Source organism: Curtobacterium sp. ME-Dv--P-122a (assembly GCF_030209645.1).
Classification (GTDB): Bacteria; Actinomycetota; Actinomycetes; order Actinomycetales; family Microbacteriaceae; genus Curtobacterium; species Curtobacterium flaccumfaciens.
The window spans coordinates 248,396-261,387 of the sequence record NZ_JARVRO010000001.1 but is presented as its reverse complement, the minus strand read 5'-3'; the positions used below and the strand labels follow the sequence as shown (position 1 = coordinate 261,387).

Annotated in this window: 12 protein-coding genes; 3 read left to right on the top strand and 9 right to left on the bottom strand. The window is 72.2% G+C overall.

What is annotated here, in order from left to right:
- The 3 genes from QRN49_RS01115 to QRN49_RS01105 all read right to left on the bottom strand — a co-directional run.
- Positions 1-658: putative T7SS-secreted protein (locus QRN49_RS01115; RefSeq protein WP_284753409.1), on the bottom strand; the 658-nt coding region annotated here is incomplete at its 3' end.
- An 80-nt stretch (positions 659-738) separates the two neighbouring features.
- Positions 739-1,068, bottom strand: a complete 330-nt coding sequence (locus tag QRN49_RS01110) for a DUF6507 family protein (protein WP_128780490.1) — start codon at positions 1,066-1,068, stop codon at positions 739-741.
- 107 nt (positions 1,069-1,175) lie between these two features.
- Positions 1,176-1,472, bottom strand: a complete 297-nt coding sequence (locus tag QRN49_RS01105; protein ID WP_071404660.1) for a WXG100 family type VII secretion target — start codon at positions 1,470-1,472, stop codon at positions 1,176-1,178.
- A gap of 107 nt (positions 1,473-1,579) precedes the next feature.
- Between QRN49_RS01105 and QRN49_RS01100 the strand changes: the two genes are divergently transcribed.
- A complete protein-coding gene (locus QRN49_RS01100) occupies positions 1,580-5,995 on the top strand; it encodes an FtsK/SpoIIIE domain-containing protein (RefSeq protein WP_284753408.1) in 4,416 nt (1,471 codons plus the stop codon).
- 19 nt (positions 5,996-6,014) lie between these two features.
- Here the strand turns inward: QRN49_RS01100 and QRN49_RS01095 are convergent, their stop codons facing one another.
- The 6 genes from QRN49_RS01095 to QRN49_RS01070 form a co-directional block, all read right to left on the bottom strand.
- A complete protein-coding gene (locus tag QRN49_RS01095; protein ID WP_284753407.1) occupies positions 6,015-6,626 on the bottom strand; it encodes an FHA domain-containing protein in 612 nt (203 codons plus the stop codon).
- Positions 6,626-7,234: a hypothetical protein gene (locus QRN49_RS01090; RefSeq protein ID WP_071404663.1), complete on the bottom strand. Its 609-nt coding sequence runs from the start codon at positions 7,232-7,234 to the stop codon at positions 6,626-6,628. The genes QRN49_RS01095 and QRN49_RS01090 overlap by 1 nt, the downstream gene beginning before the upstream one ends.
- Positions 7,235-7,239: 5 nt before the next feature.
- Positions 7,240-8,079: an oxygenase MpaB family protein gene (locus QRN49_RS01085; RefSeq protein ID WP_284753406.1), complete on the bottom strand. Its 840-nt coding sequence runs from the start codon at positions 8,077-8,079 to the stop codon at positions 7,240-7,242.
- Positions 8,076-8,441, bottom strand: coding sequence for a hypothetical protein (locus QRN49_RS01080; protein WP_284753405.1), 366 nt, complete (start codon positions 8,439-8,441; stop codon positions 8,076-8,078). Before QRN49_RS01080 ends, QRN49_RS01085 begins: the two co-directional genes overlap by 4 nt.
- 50 nt (positions 8,442-8,491) lie before the next feature.
- Complete coding sequence (locus QRN49_RS01075) at positions 8,492-8,803, bottom strand: hypothetical protein (RefSeq protein WP_284753404.1); 312 nt, start codon at positions 8,801-8,803, stop codon at positions 8,492-8,494.
- Positions 8,804-9,002: 199 nt separating this feature from the next.
- Complete coding sequence (locus QRN49_RS01070; RefSeq protein ID WP_284753403.1) at positions 9,003-10,634, bottom strand: RecQ family ATP-dependent DNA helicase; 1,632 nt, start codon at positions 10,632-10,634, stop codon at positions 9,003-9,005.
- Between the two features lie 223 nt (positions 10,635-10,857).
- Here QRN49_RS01070 and sucC point away from each other — a divergent pair, with 223 nt between their 5' ends.
- Both sucC and sucD read left to right on the top strand, forming a co-directional pair.
- The gene (sucC, locus tag QRN49_RS01065) at positions 10,858-12,027 is read left to right on the top strand and encodes an ADP-forming succinate--CoA ligase subunit beta (protein ID WP_111024796.1); all 1,170 of its coding nucleotides are present in this window, start codon (positions 10,858-10,860) and stop codon (positions 12,025-12,027) included.
- Positions 12,028-12,038: 11 nt separating this feature from the next.
- Positions 12,039-12,926: a succinate--CoA ligase subunit alpha gene (sucD, locus tag QRN49_RS01060; protein ID WP_071404667.1), complete on the top strand. Its 888-nt coding sequence runs from the start codon at positions 12,039-12,041 to the stop codon at positions 12,924-12,926.
- Positions 12,927-12,992 lie beyond the last annotated feature (66 nt).

The window sequence follows — 12,992 nt, the reverse complement described above, 5'->3', positions numbered from 1 at the left end:
TGGTCTCCCACGCCTCGGACCCGAAGATCTTGTCCCACGTGGACTGCTTCCCGAGGCCCGCGTCAGCAGCTTCACCGATCTTCGTCGCGGTCCGCTGCTCCGCGTCCTGCCAATCACCCTTCGCATCCGCCACGAGCCGCTTCGCCGCATCGATCCGCGACTGCGCCGCCGAGATGTCCCCCTGCGCCGACGACACGGACCCCTGCGCGACGGACGCGTTGTCGGACGCTGCCCGCAACTGCGCCGGCGAGGGAACATCCACCCCGTCCGGCACGTCGGAACCCGCCGGGTACTCATCCGCGACCTTCGACAGGTCCTTCGACGCCGACTCGTAGTGCGACAACGTCGACTGCGCATCCGCCAACCGGTCCTGCGCCGCGGCGAGGTCCCCGGTGGCGTCCCTCGCATCCGCCAACGCACCATCAGCCCGGTACTGGGTGTCATCGACCGTGTCAGCCCACCCCGACAACGCCGTCGCGGCGAGTTCGTACGAATCGACGAGCTTCGTCAGGTCCGACGGGGTGTCCTCGATCGCGTCGACGAACACATCCGCGGCCTCACCCTCCCAGTCGGTCAGCCACCCGGAGCCCTTCACCGACTTCAGCCGCGTCGAGGCGTCATCGGCCGCGTCGGAGATGCGCTGGTACTCCCGCGCCATCATCCGCAACGTCGACGGATCACCCTTGACCGGATCATCACCCTGATCGACAACGTCCCACCCCGACGGCCGCCCCACGACTACTGTGCCCTCGAGGCAGCGGGTCCGCCGCCGCCGTTCTCGTCGTTGACCTGCAGGGCCTGTGCCAGCTGCTCGTCGGTCTCGGTGTAGGTCTCGATGGACGAGCTCAGCATGTCCGCCAAGGCCTTCGTCGACTCGCTGATCTTGTCCCGCTTGTCGCCCCAGCGGTGGTCGAAGTCGTGCAGAGCGTTCTGCACCGTCCCCGAACCGATCTCGTCGTCGGACGCGTCGACACGCTTGTGTGCCTGCTCGAGCGTGCTGTGCACGGTCGTCAGGTCGTTCTGGAGCTCCCCGAGCCCCATCAGGTCAACCAGCAGTTTGCCTGCCACGGAACAATCCCTCCCCGATCACGAACCGGCGCCGTCAGGACGGCGCCACAGGAACCGCGACGACCCCGTGCCCCACGCGATCGCGGGGCACGGGGTCGACGACGGTGTCAGCCCTTGAGGCCGGAGGCCAGCGACTCGTCCGTCTCGGACAGGGTCTGCGAGGCCTTGGAGAGGAACGTGGAGAGGCCTTCGAGCCCCTGGACCGTCTGGGTCACGCCACGGTTGAACTCGTCGTAGGACTCGCCGAACGCGACCGACGACTTGTCGGTGACGTAGCCGTCCGAGATGAGCTGCTGGATCTTGCGCTGCAGTGCCGACAGACGGTCTTCGATGTCTGCCTGGCCCGCCTTGAGGTCGGAGGCTGCTGCCTCGAGGTCTGCGTACGAGACGTTGATGTTCGCCACGGTGTGACTCCCTTTCCCCGGAGTTTCGTTTGTCCCCCCAACGGGGCGTGTTGCAGGGGACACTACCATCGTCCTGCGACACGAAGTCAACGCTACGGGGGAATGCCATGACCTTCACGTTCACGATGGTCGACCGCGAGAGCGGCCAGACCGCGAACGTCTACGTCGACGGCGACGACTCCCGGGCGGTGCGCGAGCTGGTGGCCGAGGCCGAGCGCCTCATCGCCACGGACGTCGTCGCCTCCGGCCGGACCCCGGTGTACTTCGTCGGGGAGCAGCCGCTCGACCTCTCGGCGTCGGTCGCCGAGTCGGGCGTCCGCGAGGGCGTGGTGGTGGCCCGGAGCCTCGAGCAGGTGCCGCCACCTCCGCTCCGCCCGCTGACCGACGCCGAGGTCCGGATCGTGTCCGGGCTGCACGCGGGGACGATCGTGCGGGTCAGCACCGGCACGGTGACCATCGGTACGGCGCCGTCCGCGCACGTGCGGGTCCCGGTGAGCACCACGGACGAGGTCGAAGCAGAGGCGTCGGGGTCCGACACGGTGCCGGAGATCGCCCTGCTCGTCACGGTGACGGCCGACGGCGCGAAGGTGCGCCCGGCGAACGGCTACTCCGGCGCGCTGCTGGACGGCGAGCCCGTCACCGAGGAGACCGACTGGCCCGAGACCGCACAGCTCGCGGTCGGCGGGGTCCTGCTCGGCTTCGGCCGCGCCCCGAACCGCGGCGCCCACCTGTCCCTGGCGGACGACGGCATGTCGCTCGAGTACAACCGGCCCCCGCGCATCCTGCCGCCGGACGAGCACACCCGCTACCAGCTGCCCCCGCCGCCGACCGAGCCCCCGGCCCGGGCGCTGCCCATCCTGATGGCGCTGGCGCCGATGGGCATGGCGGTCATGTTCGTGTCGACCACCGGGCGTTGGATCTACCTGCTCATCGCCCTGCTGTCGCCGATCCTGATGATCATCACGGGCCTCCAGGGCCGCCGGCAGGGCAAGAAGACGTACCGGCAACGCGTCGTGGAGTACGAGGACACCAAGGCGCGGATCGAGGCGGACGCGACCGAGAGCCTCCAGTCCGAACGTGCACGCTGGATCGCGAGCGCGCCGGACCCCGCCGCCGTCTACGAGACGGCGGTCACGCCCCTGCCGCGCCTGTGGGAGCGGCGCCGGACGGACCCGGACCACCTGCTGGTCCGCGTCGGCACGGCGACGCAGCGCTCCGAGGTGACCATCGAGGACCCGGAGCAGCTGTCCCACAAGCGGACCGTCGCGTGGGACGCGACGGACGTGCCGGTGCGCATCCGCCTGGCCGAGCGCGGCGTGATCGGCATCGCCGGTCCGGACGACGACGCCCGACGACTCGCGAACTGGGTGGTCGCGCAGCTCGCGACGCTGCAGAGCCCGAAGGACGTCACCTTCACGCTGCTCACCGACACCACGCGCACGTCGCTGTGGGAGTGGATGTCCTGGCTGCCGCACGTCCGCCGCGACGGTGCGGACCAGCCGATGACGAGCATCGCCTCGAACGCCGCGTCGACCGCGCGGGCGATCGCCGAGCTCGCCGCGATCATCGACGCCCGCAAGGAAGCCGGGATCGGCAAGAAGACCCCGCCGGCCGACGAGATCGTCGTCGTGATGGACGGCGCGCGCCGGCTCCGCGCGATGCCCTCGCTCGTGCAGGTGCTCAAGGAGGGGCCGTCGGTCGGGGTGTTCAGCATCTGCCTCGACCTGGACGAGCGGCTCCTGCCCGAGGAGTGCGACGCCGTGGTGGTCGTCCGCGACGACCGGGTGCGGGTCACCCAGCAGCGCAGTGAGCGCATCGACGACGCACGCCCGGACCTGGTCGACCAGGACTGGCTCGAGTGGGTCGCCCGGTCGCTGTCGCCGATCGTCGACGCCAGCCCGGACGTGCAGGACGGCGCCATCCCGTCGTCCGCCCGGCTGCTCGACGTGCTCCAGCTCGAACCGCCGACGTCCGAGGCCGTGCAGGCACGCTGGCTGCTCGGCGGCCGCAGCACCACCGCCGTGGTGGGGGCGTCGATCGACGGGCCGTTCGCGATCGACCTGCGGAACGACGGCCCGCACGGCCTGGTCGCCGGGACCACCGGTTCCGGCAAGTCCGAGCTGCTGCAGACGATCGTGGCGTCCCTCGCCGTGGCGAACCGTCCGGACGAGATGAACTTCGTGCTCGTCGACTACAAGGGCGGCGCGGCCTTCAAGGACTGCGTCGACCTGCCGCACACGGTCGGCATGGTCACCGACCTCGACACGCACCAGGTCGAGCGCGCGCTCGAGTCGCTCGGCGCCGAGCTCCGCACCCGCGAGCACGCCCTCGCCGAGGTCGGGGCGAAGGACCTGGAGGACTACCAGGACCTGCAGGCCAAGCGCGCGGCGAACGGGGACACGATCCCGAGCCTGCCGCGGCTGCTCATCGTCATCGACGAGTTCGCCTCGCTCGCCCGCGAGCTGCCCGACTTCGTCAAGGGCCTGGTGAACATCGCCCAGCGCGGTCGCTCGCTCGGCATCCACCTGATCCTCGCCACGCAGCGCCCTGGTGGCGTCGTGTCGCCCGAGATCCGCGCGAACACGAACCTCCGCATCGCGCTGCGCGTCACCGACCAGTCGGAGAGCCAGGACGTCATCGGCGCGAACGACGCCGCGCGGATCGCGAAGTCGACCCCGGGGCGCGCCTACGTGCGGCTCGGCGCTGCCTCGCTGCTGCCGTTCCAGTCCGGTCGCGTGGGTGGGCGCCGGCCCGGCTCGGACGACCAGGAGGCCCGCCCCGCCCTGGTCCGCGAGCTCACCTTCGCCTCGTACAGCGATCCAGCCCCCCGCCCGGCCGCCGTCGAGGCCGCGGCCAGCGACGTGGAGGTCACCGACCTGAGCGTCCTCGTCGCGTCGATCGACGAGGCCACCCGCGCCCTCGGCACCCCCGAGCAGCGGAAGCCCTGGTTGCCGCCGCTCGGCGAGGTCGTCGGGCTCGACGACGTCGAGGCCACTGGCACCGGCGACCTGGCACCCCTGGCGGTCGCCTGGGGCGTCGAGGACCACCCGGGCGACCAGCGGCAGCGCCCGGCGGTGTTCGACCTCGACGCGGACGGCCACCTGTTCGTCATCGGCTCGCCGCGCTCGGGTCGCAGCCAGACGCTCCGCACCCTGGCGGGGGCGATGGCCCTGCGGCTCGGCGTCGGCGACGTCCACATGTACGGGATCGACTGCGGCAACGGTGCCCTGCTGGCCCTCGGTGCGCTGCCGCACTGCGGCGCCGTGGTGCAGCGGCACGAACCCGACCGGGTCTCGCGGCTGCTCGGCATCCTGCTCCGCACGGTGCAGGAGCGCCAGGCCGCCTTCGCCGCCGGTGGGTACTCGTCGATCGCCGAACAGCGGACCGACGCGGGCACCGTGCCGATGCCGCACATCGTCGTGTTCCTCGACCAGTGGGAGAGCTTCATGGCGACCCTGGCGGATGCCGAGAACGGTGCGCTGCACGACGCCGTCCAGACCCTGCTGCGCGAGGGCGTCGGCGTCGGCGTGCACCTGGTCGTCTCCGGCGACCGCACCCTGACGTCCGGCCGGATGTCGAGCCAGGTGGAGCGGAAGCTGCTGCTCGCCCTGGCCGACCGCGGCGACTACAACTACGAGGGCATCAACGGCAAGAAGCTCCCGGAGTCGATCCCACCGGGGCGCGGGTTCCGGAACGCCACGGCGACGGAGACCCAGGTCGCCGTGCTGCCCGGCGGACTCGGGGGCCGCGACCAGGCCGCCGCGCTCCGGGGCATCGGCGACGAGGTCCGTGCGCACGTGCCGGCCGACGCCCCGAAGCCGTTCCGCATCGACGTGCTCCCGCGCTCCATCACCTTCACGGACGCCGTTCGGTACCTGCCGTCGGCCGAGGCATCGGTGGGTCGGGTCGCACTCGGCGTCGGCGGCGACGAGCTCCGGCTGTTCACGCACGACTTCGTGCAGGACACCCCGGTCTTCATCGTCGGCGGCAGCCCCCGCTCGGGGAAGAGCACCGCGCTCGTCGCGATGGCCCGCCACGTGCTGTCGGCGGGTGGGGCGGTCGTCGCGGTGACACCGCGGGAGTCCCCGCTCCGAGCACTCGACGGAGCAGCCCGCGTCACGGTCGTGACCGACGGCACCATCGGCGCCGAGGGGCTGTCCGCCGCGATCGACACCGGCTCGGACGGCTTCACGCTCGTGCTGGTCGACGACGCCGAGGCCCTGAAGGAGTCGCCGGCCGAACCGGTGTTCCGGGCGATCATGGACTCCGACCGGGGTCGTTCGGTCGGGCTCGTCCTGGCCGGTGACGTCGAGGGTGTGGCGAGCGGGTTCCGCGGCTGGCAGGTCGACGCGAAGAAGGCCCGTCGGGGCATGCTCCTCGCGCCGCTCAGCACCGTCGACGGCGACCTGATCGGCACGAAGCTGTCGAAGAGCCTGGTCGCCCAGGACCGCGTCGCGGGTCGGGCGCTGCTGAACGACGCCGACCAGGCGCTCCGACTCGTGCAGGTACCGGCCGGCGACTAGCGCCCGGTCCGGGGCCTGCTCAGCCCAGCGGCGTCTCGCTGACGAGCCCGACGGCGGGTTCGGCGCGGAGCGTGTGCCCGCCGAACACCACGGTGTCGCCGGGCTGCACGGTCGTGCGCTGCGACGGCACGAGCATCGCCGCGGGGAACCCCGGACGCTGCAGCTCGACGCCGTTCGCCGACGCGGTGTCGAGCACCCAGAGGGAGCCCTCGGCGCCGAACCCGAACTCCAGGTGCGTGCGGCTGAGCAGCCGCTCCGGGTCCTCCAGGGCGATCATGTGGGCGTGTCCGCCGTCCGGGTGGGCGCTCGCGGGGTCACGGCCGATCAGCCCGCCGCCCGACACGGTCACCCGCTGGGCGCCGTCGAGGACGAGCACGGCAGCCGCCGTCTGGCGGGCGGGGGCGGCGTCACGACGGGCGGTGGTGCCGCCGGACGACCCGAGCGGCCTGCCGGGCATCTGCGCCACGGTCGCCCGGACCCGGTCGGCACTCGCACGCGGAGCCGGGGGCGGTGTGGTGACCGACCGGGCGAGCTCGCCGCGCTGCGCCATCTGTGCCAGGTCACGCTCGCTGACCCGCTCGACGACGGGTTCGACGACCTTGCGCTTCTTCCGGAACGGCCAGAGGCGCATCAGGACGCCTCGCTGCCGACCGCGGCGGAGTCGATGAGCTCGAAGGTGTCGGTCACGGTCTCGAACAGTTCGTACAGGGGCTCGGCCAGGTCGGTCGCGGGCGACGAGACGCTGACCAGGGCGACCTGGTCGCCGGCGGGCACGAACGTCTGCATGAGCACGACGTCGAACGACCCGCGGCCGTCCGGCGCCTGCACCGTCGAGACACCCCAGACGCGCGGCACCCGGCCGACGCGGGGGACCTCGTGCACGTCGACGTGCATGCCGTCGTCGTCACCGCCGAGTGCGGCGACGTGGTCGGTGAGCGCGGCGAGCGGGTCGCCGCCGGCCTCGGGCGCGGGCAGGACCGTCACGGTGAGGGCACCGGAGACGATGCCGTCCTCGCTCGGCTCGGCGAACGCGGCGCAGTACCGCGCGCCGCTGTCCCACGCCGAGCGGGCGAACCGGCGGAGCACCCGGACGATCTCGGTGCGGTGGTCCCACAGTTCCCGGTGGTCCTCGATGCGTTCCTGCACGAGTGCGCTGATCCGGTCGTCACGGCGTTCCGGTTCGACCGGGAGCTCGAACCAGGACCGCGGGACCGTGATGGCGAAGTGGTCGACCGACATGCCCGCTACCGTACCGTGGCGTGTCGCCTCGCGGTCCGCCGCATCGCCCGCAGCAGCAGCGGCCCCGGCAGTCGCAGCAGCGCCCCCGGCACCAGCGCCCGCACCCCGGCCACCACCCGCACGGTGCGCCGGAAGCGCCGTTCCTCCCGCGGCCCCCAGGCGAAGCCGTACGCCGAGCGCACCCGTTCCGGCAGCATCCCCACGGTCACGATGCGGACGAGGGGCATCGCCGCCCGCACCCACAGCGGCGCGAACCGCGGGTGCAGCAGGTCACGGACGACCCCGCGGGCGTCGTCGGTGACCTCGAGTCCGTCGAGCGTCTGCTGCCAGTACCGGTCGAACGCCGCCACCGAGGTCGGCCAACGCTCCGGCGGCACCCGCAGCGCGGTCGCGATCGGGGCGTAGGCGGCGAGGACCTGCTCGGCTCGGGCCGCGGAGACGCGTGTGCCGAACAGGTCGTGCGCCCGCCGCGCGGAGTCGAACAGGGTCGCGGCCACCCAGAGCTGCCGGTCGACGTCGTCGGCGCCCGCGACGGGCCGATGCGCACGGTTGACGAAGCCCGCTGCGGTCGCCGAGTCGGTCTCCGTGCCGATGACGACGGCGTAGACGAACATCAGGGTGTGGGCGAGCCGCTGCTGGGGTCGCCGGGCGAAGTCCGAGTGCCGCCGGACACCGGCCGCGACGACGGGGTCGGCGATCTGCAGCAGGATGGCGCGGCCGCCCGCGGCCACGGGGGTGCTGTCGGCGAGGAACCGACGCAGGTGACGGTCGTGGACGCGCCCAGCAGGCGGACGGGAGGCACGGTGCGGGTCGTGTGTCGCGCCTCCAGGCCGTGGGGTGGTCACGCCGCACCCCGTCGGCGTCGCGCCCGCAGGACGGGCCGGAGGTCCACGGCGATCGCCGCCAGGAGCGCGAAGGCGCCGACGACCAGGGCGACCAGTGCGGACGAGGCATCGACGGGCGCATCACCGGTCAGGGCGAGGAGCGTCGCGACGAGCCAGATCGCGGGGAGCGGCCAGAGGCGGGTCGGTGATCCGGTGACGACCGCACCGACGACGCCGACGACGAGGAGCGGGACCCAGCGGCCACCGGGCTCCGAGCGGGCGGCGAGGTGTGCCGCGGCGGCGACCAGCAGCATCGCCGCGACCGCCAGCAGCCGCGCTGCCGAGGGCATGCTGCGGACGCTGGAGCGGACTCGTCGGAACACGGCCCGATGCTACCGAGCCGTGTTCCGGGGGAGCCTGATCAGGTCAGCGCTCAGAGCGGCTTCGTGCCGAGGTCGTTGCCGAGGTCGTTGCCGAGGTCGGCGCGGTCCTCGTCCTGCTCGTTCTCGTGCTCCCACAGGTCGGGCGAGCCCTCGCGCGGGGAGCCACCGGTCGGACCGTCGTCGGAGCCGTCACCGGGCTGCGGCTCCACCGTCTCACCGGCGACCGCGTCGTTCGTCACCGTCTCGAGGGACTCCTCGGCCTCGTCCACCTCGTACGGGCCGACGTGCTCACGGTCGATGTCGTCGTCGCGACGCTGCTGGGACTCGAAGTCGTCGACGGGGCTGATGCCGGGGTCGCTCATGGTGGTTCCTTTCCGTTGCGGGCTTCCTGCCTACCCGCCGGCGCTTGGCGGCCGTCCGGTTTCGTGTCGTGTTCACCCGGGCGTCACCTTCCGGTCACACCGCCACGGCAGCATCGCCGATGCTCGGGGGAGTGGAGCGCGGTCGCCGACGGGTGGTCGAGCGACCGCGCCTTCCCCGCCCGGGTCGTCCGGGCCGCTGTCAGACGCGTTCGAGCAGGTCGCGTTCCTCGACGTCGGCGAGTGCGAGGGTGCGGTACCCGGCGGACTCGAAGAACACCGTGATGCGGTCCTCTTCCGTGCTCATCACCACGCCCGTGCCCCACTCGGCGTGCTCGACGCGGGCGTCCGGCGGCCAGGCGGCGTCGTTCGCACCGTCGGCGACGTGGGCGGAGGCGTCCCGGGCCGTGCCGGACGAGCAGGTGTCGCAGTTGCCGCACGGCTCCGGCAGCTCGTCGCCGAAGTAGCCGAGCAGGAACTGCCGGCGGCACCCGGTCGTCTCGGCGAGCTGGCGCATCATCGCGATGCGGGACTCCTCGACCCGTTCCCGTTCGGCGGCACGGTCGGCTGTCGCACGTGCCGCACGGTCGGCGTCCTGCGGGCCGTCCGGCACCCGGGAGACACCGTCGACGTCGTCGCGCAGGGCGCCGGCGTCGAGCAGGGCGTTCAGTGCGCGACCGGCGGTGCGGGCCGACAGGCCAGCGGCGTCCACCAGTGCGGAGCGGGCGATCGAGCCGGTCGCCGGGACGGCGTCGAACACGGCCCGGACCGAGGCGGGCCGCGGCGAGCCGGACGCGAAGAACGTGCGCAGGCCGAAGTCCTCGGCGCGGTAGTGCAGGGTGGCGCCGGCCGGTTCGGCATCCCGCCCGGCTCGCCCGATCTCCTGGTAGTAGGCGTCGATCGACTCGGGGACGTCCGCGTGCACGACGTACCGGACGTCGGGCTTGTCGATGCCCATGCCGAAGGCACTCGTCGCGACCACCACGTCGACGTCGCCGTCCAGGAACCCCGTGTGCACGGCCTCGCGCTCCGCCACCCGCATGCCGGCGTGGTACGGCTGCGCACGACGACCGCGGGCGGCGAGGGCGTCGGCGTACTCCGTCGTCGCCGCGCGGGTGGCGACGTAGACGACCGTGGGACCGTCGAGCTCGGCGACCTGGTCGACCACGGCCTGGCGCTTCTCGGCGTCCTCGGCGTGCCGGACCACCTCGAGCCGGATGCCGGGACGGTCGAACCCCGAGGCGAGCACGAACGGGTCGCGCATGCCGAGCCGCTCGACGATGTCGTCCCGCACCGGAGCGGAGCCCGTCGCGGTCAGGGCGAGCACCGGCGGGCGGCCCAGGCGCTCCGCGACCTCGCCGAGCGCCAGGTAGTCGGGTCGGAAGTCATGACCCCACGACGAGATGCAGTGCGCCTCGTCGACGGCGACCAGTGCGACCCCGGCATCGCGGAGGCGCTCGAGCACGTCGTCCTTCACCAGCTGCTCGGGGGCCAGGAACACGTAGCCGACCTCGCCCGCGGCGACGGCGTCCCACGCGTCGGCGACGTCCCGCGCCTTCTTCGTGGCGTTCAGGGCGACGGCGCGGGGCGCGTCGGGATGGTGCTCGAGCCCGACCACCTGGTCCTCCTGCAGCGCCACGAGCGGGGAGACGACCACGACCAGGCCGTCCAGCCCGAGGCCGGCGACCTGGTAGATCGCGGACTTCCCCGATCCGGTGGGCATGACCGCCAGGGCGTCGCGGTGTTGGAGCACCGCGTCGATGACGGACTCCTGGTCGGGGCGGAGCTTCCAACCGAAGACCTCGGTGGCGCGGGTACGGAGTTCGGGTTGCACCGATCCACAGTGCCGAGCGCCAGCTCGGGCCGGTCCCAGCGGTGCGCGCAGCGGCTCACGCGCGTCGGAGCGGACCGGGGCCCGGCATCCGTGCACCGGCCGTCCACCGAGCAGCGCTAGGCTGCGTGGCGGCCGTTGTCTCGACATCGAGCGACCCTCGATGTGGAGTGCGCGACCGGGAAACCGATGCCGATCGCACGAACCGTGCGGGAAGAAGAACAGCGTGGATCTTTTCGAGTATCAGGCCAGGGACCTCTTCGAGTCCTACGGCGTCCCCGTGTTGCAGGGGATCATCGCCGACACCCCCGAGCAGGCGAAGGCGGCGGCCGAGAAGATCGGTGGCGTCGTGGTCGTCAAGGCGCAGGTGAAGGTCGGCGGTCGCGGCAAGGCCGGCGGCGTGAAGGTCGCGAAGACCCCGGACGAGGCGTTCGAGCACGCGCAGGCCATCCTCGGCCTCGACATCAAGGGCCACACCGTCCAGCGCGTCATGGTCGCCCAGGGTGCCGACATCGCCGAGGAGTTCTACTTCTCCGTGCTGCTCGACCGGGCCAACCGCTCCTACCTCTCGCTCACCAGCGTCGAGGGCGGCATGGAGATCGAGCAGCTCGCCGTCGAGAAGCCCGAGGCACTCGCCCGGGTCGAGGTCGACCCGCTGACCGGCATCGACAAGGCCGCCGCGCTCGAGATCGCTCGGCAGGCGAACTTCCCCTCTGAGCTGCAGGACGCAGTCGCCGACGTCTTCGTCAAGCTCTACGACGTCTACAAGGGTGAGGACGCGACCCTCGTCGAGGTGAACCCGCTCGTCCGCACCGGCGACGGCCAGATCCTGGCACTCGACGGCAAGGTCTCGCTCGACGAGAACGCCGACTTCCGCCACGAGGGCCACAAGGACCTCGAGGACACCGCCAGCGAGGACCCGCTCGAGGCCAAGGCGAAGGCCCACGGCCTGAACTACGTCAAGCTCGACGGCCAGGTCGGCGTCATCGGCAACGGCGCGGGGCTCGTCATGTCGACGCTCGACGTCGTCGCCTACGCCGGTGAGCGCCACGGCGGCGTGAAGCCCGCCAACTTCCTCGACATCGGCGGCGGCGCCTCGGCCGAGGTCATGGCCAACGGCCTCGACGTCATCCTCGGCGACCCGCAGGTGAAGAGCGTGTTCGTGAACGTCTTCGGCGGCATCACCGCCTGCGACGCCGTCGCGAACGGCATCGTCGCCGCGCTCGGCATCCTCGGCGACGCGGCCACCAAGCCGCTCGTCGTGCGCCTCGACGGCAACAACGTGGAAGAGGGTCGCCGGATCCTGGCGGAGGCAGCGCACCCGCTCGTCACCGTCGCCGCGACCATGGACGATGCGGCCGAGAAGGCCGCCGAACTCGCCGCCGCAGCGGCCTGAAGGGACTGACCATGTCGATCTTCCTCAACAAGGACTCCAAGGTCATCGTCCAGGGCATCACCGGTGGCGAGGGCACGAAGCACACCGCCCTGATGCTCAAGGCCGGCACGAACGTCGTCGGCGGCGTGAACGCCCGCAAGGCCGGCACCACCGTCACCCACGGCGACGTGTCGCTGCCGGTCTTCGGCTCGGTGCGCGAGGCCATCGACACCACCGGTGCCGACGTCTCGATCGTCTTCGTCCCGCCGGCGTTCGCGAAGGACGCGGTGATGGAGGCCATCGACGCCGAGATCCCGCTCGTCGTCGTCATCACCGAGGGCATCCCCGTGCAGGACTCGGCCGAGTTCTGGGCGCACGCCAAGGCGAAGGGCGGCACGACCCGGATCATCGGGCCGAACTGCCCCGGCATCATCACCCCGGGGGAGTCCCTCGTCGGCATCACCCCGGCGACGATCACCGGCAAGGGCCCGATCGGGCTCGTCTCGAAGTCCGGCACCCTGACCTACCAGATGATGTACGAGCTCCGGGACCTCGGCTTCTCGACCGCCATCGGCATCGGCGGCGACCCGGTCATCGGCACCACGCACATCGACGCGCTCGCCGCGTTCGAGGCCGACCCCGAGACCGAGGCCATCGTGATGATCGGTGAGATCGGTGGCGACGCCGAAGAGCGTGCCGCCGAGTTCATCAAGGCGCACGTCACGAAACCGGTCGTCGGCTACGTCGCGGGCTTCACCGCTCCCGAGGGCAAGACGATGGGGCACGCCGGCGCGATCGTGTCCGGTTCGGCCGGCACCGCCGAGGCGAAGAAGCAGGCGCTCGAGGCCGCCGGCGTCAAGGTCGGCAAGACGCCGTCCGAGACCGCCGCGCTGCTGCGCGAGGTCGTCGCCGCTCGCTAGCGACCAGCGCCCGGCAGACGGTCGGGACGAAGCCGGGAGGCTCGGTGCGGGTTCCGCGCCGAGCCT

Coding starts and splice junctions, on each gene's coding strand:
- sucD (WP_071404667.1), top strand. CDS start 12,039: ATGTCGATCTTCCTCAACAAGGACTCCAAGGTCATCGTCCAGGGCATC.
- QRN49_RS01095 (WP_284753407.1), bottom strand. CDS start 6,626: ATGCGCCTCTGGCCGTTCCGGAAGAAGCGCAAGGTCGTCGAACCCGTC.
- QRN49_RS01075 (WP_284753404.1), bottom strand. CDS start 8,803: ATGAGCGACCCCGGCATCAGCCCCGTCGACGACTTCGAGTCCCAGCAG.
- QRN49_RS01100 (WP_284753408.1), top strand. CDS start 1,580: ATGACCTTCACGTTCACGATGGTCGACCGCGAGAGCGGCCAGACCGCG.
- QRN49_RS01090 (WP_071404663.1), bottom strand. CDS start 7,234: ATGTCGGTCGACCACTTCGCCATCACGGTCCCGCGGTCCTGGTTCGAG.